Source organism: Sulfitobacter sp. PM12, from assembly GCF_045586035.1.
GTDB classification, from domain to species: domain Bacteria; phylum Pseudomonadota; class Alphaproteobacteria; order Rhodobacterales; family Rhodobacteraceae; genus Sulfitobacter; species Sulfitobacter pontiacus.
This window is the reverse complement of the sequence record NZ_CP151529.1, coordinates 1,378,798-1,392,718: the sequence shown is the minus strand read 5'-3', so window position 1 is coordinate 1,392,718 and position 13,921 is coordinate 1,378,798. Positions and strand designations below refer to the sequence as shown.

12 protein-coding genes are annotated in these 13,921 nt (G+C 63.5%); 5 read left to right on the top strand and 7 right to left on the bottom strand.

Translation table 11 applies throughout. The annotated features are described in order from the left end of the window. The first annotated feature begins 132 nt into the window (after positions 1–132). The 5 genes from AADW22_RS06605 (at position 133) to ppx (ending at position 7,391) form a co-directional block, all read left to right on the top strand. Entirely contained in the window at positions 133–1,494 is a 1,362-nt protein-coding gene (locus AADW22_RS06605) for an FAD-dependent oxidoreductase (protein WP_288960036.1), read from the top strand. 148 nt (positions 1,495–1,642) lie between these two features. Continuing rightward, positions 1,643–2,722, top strand: a complete 1,080-nt coding sequence (locus AADW22_RS06600; RefSeq protein ID WP_407474522.1) for an AI-2E family transporter — start codon at positions 1,643–1,645, stop codon at positions 2,720–2,722. 4 nt (positions 2,723–2,726) lie between these two features. Then, entirely contained in the window at positions 2,727–3,410 is a 684-nt protein-coding gene (locus tag AADW22_RS06595) for a hypothetical protein (protein ID WP_005852349.1), read from the top strand. A 52-nt stretch (positions 3,411–3,462) separates the two neighbouring features. Beyond that, complete coding sequence (locus AADW22_RS06590; protein WP_348002136.1) at positions 3,463–5,637, top strand: RNA degradosome polyphosphate kinase; 2,175 nt, start codon at positions 3,463–3,465, stop codon at positions 5,635–5,637. A gap of 179 nt (positions 5,638–5,816) precedes the next feature. Continuing rightward, a complete protein-coding gene (ppx, locus tag AADW22_RS06585) occupies positions 5,817–7,391 on the top strand; it encodes an exopolyphosphatase (protein WP_037954289.1) in 1,575 nt (524 codons plus the stop codon). Positions 7,392–7,397: 6 nt separating this feature from the next. Here the strand turns inward: ppx and AADW22_RS06580 are convergent, their stop codons facing one another. The 7 genes from AADW22_RS06580 to AADW22_RS06550 form a co-directional block, all read right to left on the bottom strand. Continuing rightward, a complete protein-coding gene (locus AADW22_RS06580) occupies positions 7,398–7,817 on the bottom strand; it encodes a hypothetical protein (protein WP_407474521.1) in 420 nt (139 codons plus the stop codon). Positions 7,818–7,859: 42 nt separating this feature from the next. Beyond that, a complete protein-coding gene (locus AADW22_RS06575; RefSeq protein WP_407474520.1) occupies positions 7,860–8,885 on the bottom strand; it encodes an endonuclease/exonuclease/phosphatase family protein in 1,026 nt (341 codons plus the stop codon). Next, positions 8,885–9,565 carry a molecular chaperone DjiA gene (locus tag AADW22_RS06570; protein WP_037944973.1) on the bottom strand — a complete coding sequence of 227 codons (681 nt, stop codon included), beginning with the start codon at positions 9,563–9,565 and terminating at the stop codon, positions 8,885–8,887. Before AADW22_RS06570 ends, AADW22_RS06575 begins: the two co-directional genes overlap by 1 nt. A 32-nt stretch (positions 9,566–9,597) precedes the next feature. Beyond that, positions 9,598–10,083: a GNAT family N-acetyltransferase gene (locus AADW22_RS06565; RefSeq protein ID WP_407474519.1), complete on the bottom strand. Its 486-nt coding sequence runs from the start codon at positions 10,081–10,083 to the stop codon at positions 9,598–9,600. Then, positions 10,080–10,694, bottom strand: a complete 615-nt coding sequence (locus AADW22_RS06560) for a VOC family protein (protein ID WP_407474518.1) — start codon at positions 10,692–10,694, stop codon at positions 10,080–10,082. Before AADW22_RS06560 ends, AADW22_RS06565 begins: the two co-directional genes overlap by 4 nt. A 69-nt stretch (positions 10,695–10,763) precedes the next feature. Beyond that, entirely contained in the window at positions 10,764–12,893 is a 2,130-nt protein-coding gene (gene scpA, locus AADW22_RS06555) for a methylmalonyl-CoA mutase (protein WP_037943775.1), read from the bottom strand. Then, complete coding sequence (locus AADW22_RS06550; protein ID WP_407474517.1) at positions 12,856–13,785, bottom strand: hypothetical protein; 930 nt, start codon at positions 13,783–13,785, stop codon at positions 12,856–12,858. The genes scpA and AADW22_RS06550 overlap by 38 nt, the downstream gene beginning before the upstream one ends. Positions 13,786–13,921 lie beyond the last annotated feature (136 nt).

The window sequence follows — 13,921 nt, the reverse complement described above, 5'->3', positions numbered from 1 at the left end:
CAATCACGAAGAGACGGGGCACCAACAGCAGGCACCAAGAAGCGGGGCACCAGGTCCCGCGTCCCGCAACCGATTGACCCTCGGCGCACAGACGCGTTTGTTGTGAGCGGCACAAAACAAAAAGGACGCCCCATGACCCTGATCCTAGAGCCCGCGCGCGAAACCCCTGTGATCCACGAGACCGGCGTGCTGGTGATCGGCTCCGGCCCCGGCGGTCTGGCCGCGGCCCTTGCCGCCGCCCGCGCCGGGGCAGAGGTGACGCTGCTCGACCGGTTCGGCTGCTTTGGCGGCAATATCACCGTGGTCGGGGTCGAAGGCTTTGCCTGGTACCGCCATGAACAGACGATAGAGGCCGGCGGCATCGGCTGGGAATTCGAGGAACGCGCCAAGGCGATGGGGGCAGCCAGCCCTGAATCCCAATCGCTCAGCTACGAGCTGGACAGCGAGGGGTTCAAACTTGTCGCCGACCGGCTGGTGACCGAAGCAGGCATCCACCCGATGCTGCACCGCCAGTTCGTAGCACCCATCATGGAAGGCGACACGATCCGGGGTGTCATCGTCGAATCAAAAGCGGGCCGCGAGGCGATCCTCGCCAAAATCGTGATCGATGCCACGGGCGACGCCGATGTCGCCCACCGTGCCGGTGCCCCGACCTACAAGACCCCGGTCGAGGAGATGCAGGCCGCCTCGGTCATGTTCCACATCGCGGGCGTCGATAAGGCGGCCTTCATGGCGGGGGTCAAGGCCGACCCGCAAACTTACGCCAATTGGTCCACGGGCGAGTGGGTGGTCGAAACCGATGGCAAGGAAGACGCGATGTTCTCTCCGTTTCTGGCAAAACCCTTTGCCCAGGCCATCCGCGACGGGCGGATGCCCGCCAACCTCAATACCATCGGGGGCACATGGGGCGCTGTGCATGACAGTGGCGAGATGACCTATATGAACCTCGTCCACCTTGCAGAATGCGACGGCACCGACCCCGACAGCATGACCCGCTTCGAGATCGAGGGCCGCGCGCAGGCGATGCACGCGATTGACGCGCTCAAGGCCTATACGCCGGGCTGCGAGACCGCGCGGCTGCGCAATTTCGGCATGAGCATTGGCATCCGCGATACGCGCAAGATCGACGCGGTTTACAACATGACCGAAACCGACGTGCGCCAGCAGGCTCGATTTGACGACAGTATCGGCATCTACCCCGAGTTCATCGACGGCTACGGCGTGTTGATCATCCCCACCACGGGGCGCTACATGCATATCCCCTACCGTGCGATGCTGCCCAAAGGGGTGAAGAATCTGCTCGTCGCGGGCCGCGCCATCGGCGGCGATAAAATCGCCCATGCCGCCACGCGCAACATGGCGTGCTGCACGGTGGCGGGCCAAGGCGCGGGCGTCGCGGCGGCCATCGCGCTGGCTTCGGGCTGCCCGCTGGACGCCGTCCCACTGGAGCGCGTGCAAAAAACCCTGCAAGATCAGGGCGTCCGCCTGCATTGACCGCGCCACGCCCGCTTCCAAATGGCTCTAAATCCTCGCCGAAGGCACCTGCCCTATCGGCGGGTGCTGCCGATCCATTTCACCACGGGCCTTGAAAAATCGCCCCCGTTGCGCAATGTCGACCGAAACCAGAATGCGAGGATGCGGCATGGGCCTGCCTATCAGAGATCAGATGAAATACTGGGGTGTCGCGGGGGCGCTTTTTCTGGTGTTCCTGTGGTTCACCGGTGACGTGCTGCTGCCGTTTCTGATCGGGGCGGCGATTGCCTATTTCCTGGATCCCGTGGCCGACCGGCTCGAAGCCATGGGGCTGAGCCGCGCGATGGCCACGATGGTGATCACGCTTGTCGCCTTGCTGATCTTTGTGCTGATGGCGCTGCTGGTGATCCCGACCTTGATCAATCAGGCCGTCAACCTGTTCGAGGTCGCCCCCGAGCTGACCCGCAATTTCACCAATTTCCTGACCGAACGTTTCCCCGCCCTGCTGGACGAAGGATCGACGCTGCGCAGCTCGATCAACTCTATCGGGTCGACCATTCAGGAACGCGGCGGCGAGGTGCTGAACACGGCGATTTCCTCGGCGGCGTCGCTGCTGAACGTGATGGTGCTGTTTGTGATCGTGCCGGTGGTTGCCGTCTATCTGCTGCTGGACTGGGACCGGATGGTCGCCCAGATCGACCGCTTGCTGCCGCGCGACCACGCGCCGGTGATCCGTCGCCTTGCGCGTGACATCGACCGCACGCTGGCGGGGTTCATCCGCGGCATGGGCACCGTCTGCCTGATTTTAGGGGCCTATTATGCCATCGCGCTGATGCTGGTGGGGCTGCAATTCGGCCTTGTCGTGGGCTTTATCGCGGGGCTGGTCACCTTCATCCCCTATCTCGGCGCGGTTCTGGGCGGAGCCTTGGCCATCGGTCTGTCGCTGTTCCAGTTCTGGGGGGATTGGTTCTCGATCGGGATGGTGGCGGGCATCTTCGTGCTCGGCCAGATGATTGAAGGCAACTTCCTCACCCCCAAGCTGGTGGGCAATTCGGTCGGGCTGCATCCGGTCTGGCTGATCCTCGCGCTGTCGGTCTTTGGCTCTTTGTTCGGCTTTGTCGGCATGCTGGCCGCCGTGCCGATTGCCGCCGCCCTTGGCGTGATTGCACGCTTCGCGACCGAGCAATATGTCGAAAGCTCGCTGTATCAGGGCACGCAGCGCAAGACCTTGGACGAAACGGCGGACTGACACGATGGCACAACAGCTTGGACTTGACCTTCCCAGCCGCCCCGCACTGGGACGGGACGACTTTTTCGTCGCCCCGTCCAACGCGATTGCCGTGGCCATGATCGAGGGCTGGCAGGCCTGGGCGGGGCGCAAGATGGTGCTGACCGGCCCGCCCGGATCAGGCAAGACCCATCTGGCGCATGTTTGGGCCAATCTGTCCGGCGCAGGTATCATCGACGCGCGCGACATTGCCACGGGCGATATCCCCGCGCTGGCTCAGGGCCCGCTGGCGGTCGAGAACGTGCCCGACATCGCGGGCGACAATGCGGCCGAGACGCATCTTTTCCACCTGCACAATCTGGTGCTGGCCGAAGGCCATAGCCTGCTGCTGACCGGCACCCCGGCGGTGCCCCAATGGGGGCTGCATCTGCCTGATCTGACCAGCCGTATGCGCGCGGCGACGGCGGCCGCACTTGAAGCGCCCGATGACAGCCTGCTCACGGCCGTCATGGCCAAGCTGCTGGCCGACCGCCAGCTGACCCCCAAACCCGATGTGATCCCCTATCTGTTGCTGCGCATGGACCGGTCTTTCGCAGCTGCGGGTGATCTGGTCGCGGCCCTGGATGCCGCCAGTCTGGCGCAACAAAAGCCGGTGACACGGGCGCTGGCGGCACAAGTGCTGGACAATGGGTTTAACGCCGCGCGATAATCTTCTCAGATTTCGTCACAAACCCATTACAATGCAACGCCATAAGGCCGTCATGACAAACGCTGACTTTCTCGAATCCGCCTTCGTGCCGCCGCAGGATATGCCCGATCTGGACATCACCGGCCCCGGTCGTTTCTATAACCGCGAGCTCAGCTGGCTCGGGTTCAACTGGCGTGTTCTCGAAGAGGCGAAGAACCCCCGCGTGCCGCTGCTGGAACGCCTGCGCTTCCTGTCGATCTCGGCGGGCAACCTCGATGAATTCTATACCGTGCGCGTCGCCGGCCTGCGCGAGCTGGCTCAAGCGGGCAACACCACCCCCGCCAGCGACGGGCTGACCCCCGCCCAGCAACTGGTGCTGATCAACGAAGACGCGCGCAAGCTGATGACCGAACAACAGCGCGTACTGGTCGATCTGATGTCCGAGATGGACGACCAGAACATCATGCTCGAACGCGCCGCTGATCTGGACGCGGCCGATCTGGCCTATCTTGACGATGTATTCCTGCACCGTGTCTTTGCGGTTCTGACCCCGCTGGCGATTGACCCCGCGCACCCCTTCCCTTTCATCCCCAACACCGGCTACGCGCTGGCGCTGCAACTGGAACGCACCAACGACAAACGCCCCCTTCAGGCGCTGCTGCCGATCCCGGCGCAGATCGACCGTTTCGTCGCCCTGCCCGCCGCCGAAGGCTCGCTGCGGTTCCTGCCGCTTGAAGATCTGCTGGTGCTCAAGGTGCCGGGGCTGTTTCCGGGCTACAAGCTCAAGGCGCATTTCGAATTCCGCGTGCTGCGCGACAGCGATCTTGAGGTCGAGGAAGAGGCCGAAGATCTGGTGCGCGAATTCGAGGTCGCCCTGAAACGCCGCCGCCGCGGCGAGGTCGTGCGCCTGACCCATTCCGCCGGTGCCCCCGAAAAGCTGAAATCCGTGGTCATGGCCGAACTGGGCGTGCGCCCGCAGGATGTGATCGAACTGGACGGGATGATCGGCATCAACGACCTGTCCGAACTGGTGACTGATAGCCGCCCCGATCTGCTTTGGCCGCAATTCACCCCGCGCATCCCCGAACGCGTGACCGACCACGAAGGCGATATGTTCGCCGCGATCCGGTCCAAGGACATGCTGCTGCACCACCCCTACGAGACCTTCGATATGGTGGTCCGCTTTCTGGCACAGGCCGCGCGCGATCCCGATGTGGTGGCGATCAAACAGACGCTCTACCGCACCTCGCGCGACAGCCCCATTGTCGAGGCGCTGTGCGAAGCCGCCGAAGACGGGAAATCCGTCACCGCGCTGGTCGAGCTCAAGGCGCGTTTCGACGAGGCTGCCAACATCCGCCAGTCACGCCGGCTGGAACGCGCGGGCGCGCATGTCGTCTATGGGTTTCTCGACCTCAAGACCCACGCGAAAATCTCGACCGTGGTGCGCCGCGAGGGCGATCAACTGGTCACCTATACCCACTATGGCACGGGCAACTACCACCCGATCACCGCACGCATTTATACCGACCTGTCGCTCTTCACCTGTGACCAGAAGCTGGGCCGCGACGCGACTAAAGTGTTCAACTACCTGTCGGGCTACGCGCAACCCGACACGCTGGACAACCTCGCCATCTCGCCCATCTCGTTGAAGCCGCGCTTGTTGGCGATGATCGCCGCCGAGGCCGACCATGCCGCAGCTGGAAAACCGGCAGAGATCTGGGCCAAGATGAACTCCATCGTGGATGCGGATGTGATCGACGCGCTTTACGCCGCGAGCCAGGCAGGGGTAAAAATCAGCCTGGTGATCCGCGGCATCTGCGGGTTGCGCCCCGGCATCAAGGGGCTATCCGAAAACATCCGCGTGAAATCCATCGTCGGGCGCTTCCTGGAGCATTCACGCATCGTCTGCTTTGGCAATGGCTACGGGCTGCCGCATAAGAAATCGCGGGTCTTCATGTCCTCCGCCGACTGGATGGGCCGCAACCTGACCCGCCGCGTCGAAACCCTGGTCGAGATCGAGAACCCCACCGTCAAGGCGCAGATCACCAGTCAGGTCATGGCGGCCAATCTTGCGGATGTGGCGCAAAGCTGGGTCATGTCCCCCGATGGCAGCTTTGCCCGCCCCGAGATTGCAGAAGGCACCTTCGCCTTCAACTGCCACCGCTTCTTCATGGAGAACCCCTCTCTCTCCGGACGCGGCACGGCGGGCGCATCCGACGTCCCGAAACTGACCCATACCGAAGACTAACCGCTTCATTTTGCCTGTAAACTCTCGCCGAAGGCGCATCTGTCCGCTTGCGTTCCCGCTGGCGTTTATATCCCCCCAACGCGGCGGGGTTTTTCACGTGCCCGTTTGCGTTAACGATTGACGCGGCGGGCCGGCTGGGCCAACTTGCCCCCCAAACAAAGGCCCCCGCAGGAGCGTCCGTGGCAGATAAAACCGACACCCCTCCGCCCTCTCCCGTCCCCGAAACGGGCGTCGCTGATCTGGGCCTGTTCGGCAAACCCCTGTTCCAAGACCCTTCGGCCCGTGCGCTGGCGCGTGTGGGTGTGGTCGATGTGGGGTCGAACTCTGTCCGGTTGGTGGTGTTTGACGGGGCCGCGCGGTCGCCTGCCTATTTCTACAACGAAAAAATCATGTGCGCCCTTGGGGCGGGCATGGCCGAAACAGGCCACCTGTCGCCCGAAGGCCGGGTCCGCGCCCTCTCTGCCATGCGCCGCTTCAGCAAGCTAGCACAGGGCATGGGCCTGTCCGAGCTGACCGTCGTCGCCACCGCCGCCGTGCGCGATGCCAGCGACGGGCGTGATTTCTGCGACGAGGTGCAGCGCGAGACGGGCCTGAAGATCTGGGTCATCGACGGCGAGGAAGAGGCGCGGCTGTCAGCGCAGGGTGTTTTGCTGGGCTGGCCCGGTGCCTTTGGTCTGGTCTGCGACATCGGCGGGTCGTCGATGGAGCTGGCGGAAATCTCGGGCGGGCGCGTGGGCAAACGGGTGACCTCGGCGCTTGGGCCGCTGAAACTGCGCGACATCAAGGGCGGTGCCAAGGCACGGCAGGCGCAGATCAAGACGGTGATCGAAGGGCTGGCCGAAAAGATGGGCGCACAGCGCGACCGTCTGTTTCTGGTCGGCGGCTCATGGCGTGCCATCGCGCGCATCGACATGGTGCGCCGCGGCTACCCGCTGCACGTGCTGCATGAATACCGGATGACCCCGAAATCCGTCCGCGAGACGGTAAAACACATCCAGACCAGCGACCATGAAGAGCTGCGCAAGATCAGCGGCGTCTCCTCCAGCCGGATGGCATTGGTGCCCTTTGCCGCCGAAGTGCTGTCGCGGCTGGTCAAGACCTTCAAACCCAAGGATATCGCGATCTCCAGCTACGGGATCCGCGAGGGGATGCTGTATGAACAGATGCCCCAACGCCTGCGCGACCGCGACCCGCTGATCGAGGCCTGCCGTTTTGCCGAAGCCAAGGACGCGCGCACACCGGGGTTCGGCAAGGCGCTGTTCGACTTTATCCTGCCGCTTTATAAATCCGCGCCGCCGCAGCGCAAACGTCTGGTCAAGGCCGCCTGCCTGCTGCACGACGTCAGCTGGCGCGCGCATCCCGACTACCGCGCCGAAGTCTGTTTCGACAACGCAACGCGGGCGAATCTGGGCGGGCTGAAACATTCAGAACGGATCTATCTGGGGCTGGCGCTGCTGCACCGCTATTCCAACAAGCGCGAGAATACCCGTTTCGAAGACCTCTATGAAATGGTCGACGAAAAGACACGGCTAGAGGCCGAGATTCTGGGCAAGGCCATGCGCTTTGGCGCGATGCTGTGGATGAACCCCGAGGAAGAGCGTGGCCACCTGCGCTGGTTCCCCAAGAAAAAGCTGCTGGAGCTGTGGCTGACCGACGACATGATGCCCCTGTTCGGAGAGGTCGCCGAAGCGCGGCTGAATTCCCTCGCCCTGTCCCTGGGGGCCGAGGTCCAGCTTAAGACCTGCAAGAAATAGCCTGTCTTACAGGTCGATCTGCGGCACCTCGTCCAGATAGATCGCGGGCGGGGGCGGCGTTTCCTCGGGAGCGTTGTCTTCGGGCATGTCATCTTCCGGCGCGGGGTCTGGCTTGCGGCGGATCACGATATCGCCATTGGGCATCTTTTGGGGCGGCTCATAGACGCTCCAATCCTCGACCTCTTCCAGCAGATCGGTAAATGCGGGCTCCATCTCGGAGATGAAATTCCGCAGCGCGGGGCTGGCCTTGCGCCCCCACTCGCCCAGTCCTTCCAACGCGGGGGCCATCTCTTTCTTCATACCGTCAAAGAAATCCCGCGCCCCGCGTTCCATCAAGGAAAAGCCGGAGCCGTCGTTTTCCTGCTCCTGCGCGACCGCGACACTGGACAGGCAGATCAGGGTGGTGGTCAAAAGAAACTGTCTCATGCGGCGAAGACTGCCCTATTTCATCTTGTGATGAAAGCGGGATTAAAGGCGCGTCGACAGGTCCAGATCAATCGTCACCGGAAAGTGATCCGACGCCGTGATCAAGGCGTCGCGCAAGGCGGCATCCCCCCAGCATTCCGGATCGTCCAACGGGTGCCAGATGCGCCATTGCGGCCGATGCGCGGTCAGGGACGGGCTGATCACGATGTAATCCAGCAGTGCCTGCAGATAGCGTTTTTCGGGCGCGATCCAGAAGCGTGACGTGGTGGGCATCGCCCCGATCCGCTGGCCCAAGGCGCGGATCGCATGGGGATCGACGAGCGCGCGATCCTGCCGGTGGCCCATCACAATCTCGACCGAGGACCGCCCGAAAAGATCCTCGAAACTGTCCAGGCCCGGCCCGTCGTTCAGATCGCCCAAGACCATCAGCGGCGTGCCATCGTCGAGCCGCGCATCGATCCGCCGACGCAGCCAGATCGCCTGCGCCAGCTGCTTGCGCCGGTTGGCGATGCCGATGCGCAGCGCATCCTGCGGCGTCTTGGCCCCATGGGGGGCCTTGGATTTCAGATGCGCGCCGATCATGTGAAACGCCACCCCTTCGCGGGTAACGATATCCAGCTCGAGCGGCGGTTTGGAAAAGACGACATGATCCTCGCGCGCGTCGATATCCAGGTCAATGTCCAACGTCCCGTCAAAGCGTGGCGCATCCCCCTGCCCGGCCGAACCACCGGGCGCGTGGCTGGCCGACAGCCGGTCGGGATCGAACAACAGCGCGATTTCCTGCTGCGTGTCATTGGCAAAGCCGATCACCGCCTTGCGCGTGCGCAGATCGAAATGCGCGGCAAAGCGTTCCAATGCGGCCACTGTGCCGCGTTTACGGCTTTGGTCAGGGGCCTCGATCACCATCACAGCATCGGCATCCATCGCCCGAAACACGGTGCCCAAAGCCTGCGCCTGCTGCGCGCGGGTGATATTGTGGCGCGCCGACCAGCCGTCATCCAGCAACAGTTGATCCTCATCGTCGAACAGACCCGTGAACCATTCGACGTTATAGGTCGCGATCCGCATTACTGCGCCTTGCCTGACCAGGTCTCCCACGCGCGGTTGATGTCGATCATGCGTTTTTCGGCCATGGCGATGGCCTCTTGCGGCAGGCCGCGGGCGACCAGAGCGTCGGGGTGATTGGCCCGCACCAGCTTGCGCCACGCCGCGCGCCCCTCTTCAAGCGAGGCATCGGGCGGAATGCCCAGAACCGCATGGGGCAGCGGCGAGGTATCGGGCACGAACCGCGCCCGAAGCGAGGCAAAATCGCTGTCATCCATCGCGAAGATCTGCGCCACCCGCACCAGAAACGCATCCTCGTTCGGGTGGTACATGCCGTCGGCCATGGCAATGTGGAACAACCCTTCGATCAGGTCATGCAACGTCTCGGGCTGGTCCGCGAACATCTGCGCAATGCGCGCGGCGTAATCCTCGAACCCGGCCACATCGTGCCGTGCCAGATTGAACACCCGCGCCGCACCTTGCTGGTCGGCCTCGGCAATCTGGAACACTTCGCGAAAGGCGGTAACTTCGTCGCGGGTCACCTGCCCGTCAGCCTTGGCCATCTTGGCCCCAAGCGCGATCACCGCAATGGTAAAGGCCACCGACCGCTCTGGCGGGGTGCGCAGACGGTCGAAAACAGCCGACAGCCCCTCACCGGCGGTGAGCGCTGACAAAGCTTCGGTGATGCGAGACCAAATAGACATGACGCCCACCATACGGGGCAGCGCCGGGGAAGTCAGCGGGGCGTCAGCATTTTCTGCATCAAAATTAGGTCAAGCTGCTGCCCGTTCTTCTGCCCGATGCGCGGCATCCTGCCCACGTGGTCAAACCCGAGTGCCGCATGAAAGCCAACGGCACCCGGATTGGCCCCGCTGATCGCCGCCACCATGACGCGCCGCCCCTGTGCGACGGCCGCATCACAGGCGGTTTGAATCAAGGCACGGCCGGCACCCGCGCCCTGTGCAGCGGCATCCAGCACGATCGAATGCTCCACCGCATCACGATACCCCACCCCGCTGCGAAAGGCCCCGTAGGTGATGAAACCGGCGACACCCTCCGCGTCGGCGACCCAGATCTGCCCCGCGCGACCGGCGATCAGCGCCTCGACCTCTGCAGCCATCTTGGGCTGCGACGTGAAGGTGAACAGCGTTTGCGTGATCATCACATTCCACAGGGCCGCCACCGCCCCGGCGTCACTGCCCGTTGCAGGCCGGATAATCACGCCAGCACAGCGCGGCCCGCGGGCGTGTCAAAACGGGCAGACAGCGCCGGTGTCCCGACCTCGAACACGACGCGCGCATCGGTGAAGACCGGGGCAAGCGCTGCCGCCAACGTCTCTGCCTGCGGATGCTGGACCGTCAATGTCACCAAACGACAGCCAGAGGCATCAAGCCGCTGGGTCGGATGGGCCTCGCCTTCCCATTGCATCAAGGCAGGGGCGCAATTGTCATAGGGCAGCATACCGGTTTCCGGCACCGCCATACGCCAGCGCAGATCCCCACGCTGCAACGCCACCGGCGCGCCGTAGCCTTCGGGCAAAGCTTCCAGCGTCGCGTCAAGATCATCGCAGCGGCAAATCCAGCTGGACAGCCGCGCCGGGCCGTTGAACCGGTCCAGATCAAACCAGCGCGCATAGGCAGGCTGCGGCGCGTCGGGGTCTACGGCAATCGCCTCCAGATACAGCGCATCGCCAAGCCCCAGCAGGTGGTTATGCGTGCCAAACACCGCATGTGCGCCGCCCGGTTGCAACGGCACCCCAAGCACCTGCGCGGCCAGGTCAGAGGCGGCTTTCAGGCTCTCGCCTGCGACGGCAAGATGGTCCAGTTCAATCATTGGTCCTGCTTCCAGATGGTTCAAATCCTCGGGGGAGTGTGAGGGGGCAGACAGCCCCCTCGCGCCCGTTTAGCTGCGTGCGGCACGGATCAGTTTCAGGATATCCTGCGCGGCATTGGGGATATTTGTCCCCGGCCCGAAGATCGCCTTGACCCCCGCATCCTTGAGGAACTTGTAATCTTGCTGCGGAATCACCCCGCCGCAGATGACCAGAATATCCTCGGCCCCTTGGTCCTTCAGCGCCTTGATCAGCTGCGGGGCGAGCGTTTTGTGACCCGCCGCCTGGGACGAGATGCCGATGACATGCACGTCGTTGTCCACGGCATCCTGCGCGGCCTCGGCGGGGGTCTGGAACAGCGGCCCCACATCCACGTCGAACCCGATATCGGCAAAGGCGGTCGCAATGACCTTGGCCCCGCGGTCGTGCCCGTCCTGACCCATCTTGACCACCAGCATACGCGGACGGCGGCCTTCGGCTTCGGCGAAATCCTCGACCGATTTCTGGATTTCCGCAAAGCCGCTGTCGCCCTCATAGGCCGCGCCATAGACGCCGGCCAATGTCTTGACCTCGGCGCGGTGACGTCCGAATTTTTCTTCCATCGCCATGCTGATCTCCCCTACGGTGGCGCGGGCGCGGGCGGCTTCGACCGCCCCTTCCAACAGGTTTCCGCCCTCTGCGGCGCGGCGGGTCAGCTCGGCCAGGGCGGCCTTGCAGGCATCTTCGTCACGCGCGCTACGGATCGCTTCGAGACGCTTGATCTGGCTGTCGCGCACCTTGACGTTATCGACATCCAGAATGTCGATCTCGTCCTCGACCTCGCGGCGGTATTTGTTGACCCCGACGATCACCTCGGTGCCGCGGTCGATCTTGGCCTGACGCGTGGCGGCGGCTTCTTCGATGCGCAGTTTCGGCATGCCGGAGGCGACGGCCTTGGTCATCCCGCCCAGCTCTTCCACTTCCTCGATCAGCTTCCATGCGGCGTCTGCCAGATCGGCGGTCAGCTTTTCGACATAGTAGCTGCCGGCCAGCGGGTCGACGACATTGGTGACGCCGGTTTCTTCCTGCAAAATCAGCTGCGTGTTGCGCGCAATGCGCGAGGAGAAATCGGTGGGCAGGGCAATCGCCTCGTCCAGGGCATTGGTGTGCAGCGACTGCGTGCCGCCCAGAACCGCGCTCATCGCCTCGTAGGCGGTGCGAATCACGTTGTTATAGGGGTCTTGTTCCTGAAGGCTCACGCCGGAGGTCTGGCAGTGGGTCCGCAGCATCGAGGATTTGGGGTTCTTCGGTTTGAATTCATCCATGATCCGCGACCACAGCAGACGCGCCGCGCGCAGTTTCGCGGCCTCCATAAAGAAGTTCATGCCGATGCAGAAAAAGAAGCTCAGCCGGGGTGCAAACCGGTCCACATCCATGCCCGCGGCAATTGCCGTGCGCACATATTCGCGGCCATCGGCAAGGGTAAAGGCCAGTTCCTGCACAAGGTTCGCGCCCGCCTCTTGCATGTGGTAGCCCGAGATCGAGATGGAGTTGAATTTCGGCATGTGGTCCGAGGTATATTCGATGATATCCCCGATGATCCGCATCGAGGGTTCGGGCGGATAGATATAGGTGTTGCGGACCATGAATTCTTTCAGAATATCGTTCTGAATGGTGCCCGAGAGCACGGATTTATCATGCCCCTGCTCTTCGCCCGCGACGATGAAATTCGCCAGGATCGGGATCACCGCGCCGTTCATCGTCATGGAGACCGATACTTTGTCGAGCGGGATGCCGTCGAACAGGATCTTCATATCCTCGACGCTGTCGATCGCCACGCCCGCCTTGCCCACGTCGCCCTCGACGCGCGGGTGGTCGCTGTCATAGCCGCGGTGGGTGGCCAGATCGAAGGCCACCGACACCCCCTGCTGCCCCGCCGCAAGGGCGCGGCGGTAAAAGGCGTTCGATTCCTCTGCCGTAGAGAACCCCGCATATTGGCGGATCGTCCACGGGCGGCCGGCGTACATGGTCGCCTTCACCCCGCGGGTAAAGGGTGCCTCGCCGGGGATGCCGCCCAGATGGTCTAGCCCTTCGGTGTCTTCCGCCGTGTAAAGCGGCTTGACATCAATGCCTTCCAGCGTGTGCCACGTCAGGTCATCGAGGCTACGCCCGCGCAGTTCCGCCTCAGCCAGATTGCGCCAGTTTTCTTTGTCCGCTGTCATGGTGGTGTCCTTTTCTTCTATCGCCGTCTGGCCAGCTTGTGCCGGCTCTTGGGGCGGTTGATGTCTCTGTCAGGGTGGCAAGACCATCCGCACCGGCTGTCAGCCAGAACAGATCGTCCGCATAGGTTTCACGCAAGGCTGCGGCCTGCGCGTCGCTAAAGGGGTGCCAGTTACCCAGCCCGTCGCTGCGCAGCCCTGCCGCGTCGGGGCCCATCTGCGCACGCAGGCTGGCCTCGTCCGGGCGGCGGTTCAGCCAATAGCCTTGGGTGGTGGCGGGGGCAGCGCGACCGGTGAGCTGCGTGAACAGCGCATCGGGGCGGCCCGCGTAGTCGTCATAGCGGGCGATGCTGATCTTCGCCTCGGGCAAGGCGCAGGCAAGATCGGTGATGACATCGCGCCAGCCGCGCCGGTCATGGGCGATGCGGTCAATCTGGTCGGCATCCGGTACGGGATGCCCGCGCCCCACGGTATAGGCCAGCGCAGAGGCCCACCAATGGTCCGTCTGCCGGATGGTCAGCACCACCTGCGTCACGCGCCCGCCAAAGCTGGCCCCGAACCGCGCCATACGTTCGCCGATGGCCGGAAACAGCCGCCCGCTGCGCACCGAATGACGCGCCGAACCGATCATATTCTCGTCCGAGATCAGCAGTTGATCCGCCCCGAGGTCCCGCGCCTTGCCCATCAGCAGCGACACGCGCCCGTTTACCAAATTCGGCCCCGAGGCCAGAATTCCCGACGCCGGAAACAGCCCCGCAAACAGCCCGCCACGGGTCTGGCGCGGCCCCCAGACGCAGGTGCCCTGCGCCGCAATGGGATCGGCGTGATCCGCCAGATAGCGTTGAAAACTGGTGGTTCCTGTACGGTGCGCACCGACGTGAAGAAGAATATCCATGATCTGCTTGCCCAATCCTTGAACGGGGGCCAGCCACTGTGGCCCACTAAGAGTTTGAGCCACAGTCATGCCTGCAAACCTGTTGCAGAGTGCTTAATATGCGCAGATGTCCGGTTGTGCATCGCAATTGCGTCGC

Excerpts from the sequence above, each read along its gene's own strand:
- AADW22_RS06595 (WP_005852349.1), top strand. The coding sequence starts at position 2,727 with ATGGCACAACAGCTTGGACTTGACCTTCCCAGCCGCCCCGCACTGGGA.
- AADW22_RS06570 (WP_037944973.1), bottom strand. The coding sequence starts at position 9,565 with ATGTCTATTTGGTCTCGCATCACCGAAGCTTTGTCAGCGCTCACCGCC.
- scpA (WP_037943775.1), bottom strand. The coding sequence starts at position 12,893 with ATGACAGCGGACAAAGAAAACTGGCGCAATCTGGCTGAGGCGGAACTG.
- AADW22_RS06600 (WP_407474522.1), top strand. The coding sequence starts at position 1,643 with ATGGGCCTGCCTATCAGAGATCAGATGAAATACTGGGGTGTCGCGGGG.
- AADW22_RS06605 (WP_288960036.1), top strand. The coding sequence starts at position 133 with ATGACCCTGATCCTAGAGCCCGCGCGCGAAACCCCTGTGATCCACGAG.
- AADW22_RS06575 (WP_407474520.1), bottom strand. The coding sequence starts at position 8,885 with ATGCGGATCGCGACCTATAACGTCGAATGGTTCACGGGTCTGTTCGAC.
- AADW22_RS06590 (WP_348002136.1), top strand. The coding sequence starts at position 3,463 with ATGACAAACGCTGACTTTCTCGAATCCGCCTTCGTGCCGCCGCAGGAT.
- AADW22_RS06580 (WP_407474521.1), bottom strand. The coding sequence starts at position 7,817 with ATGAGACAGTTTCTTTTGACCACCACCCTGATCTGCCTGTCCAGTGTC.
- AADW22_RS06560 (WP_407474518.1), bottom strand. The coding sequence starts at position 10,694 with ATGATTGAACTGGACCATCTTGCCGTCGCAGGCGAGAGCCTGAAAGCC.
- AADW22_RS06550 (WP_407474517.1), bottom strand. The coding sequence starts at position 13,785 with ATGGATATTCTTCTTCACGTCGGTGCGCACCGTACAGGAACCACCAGT.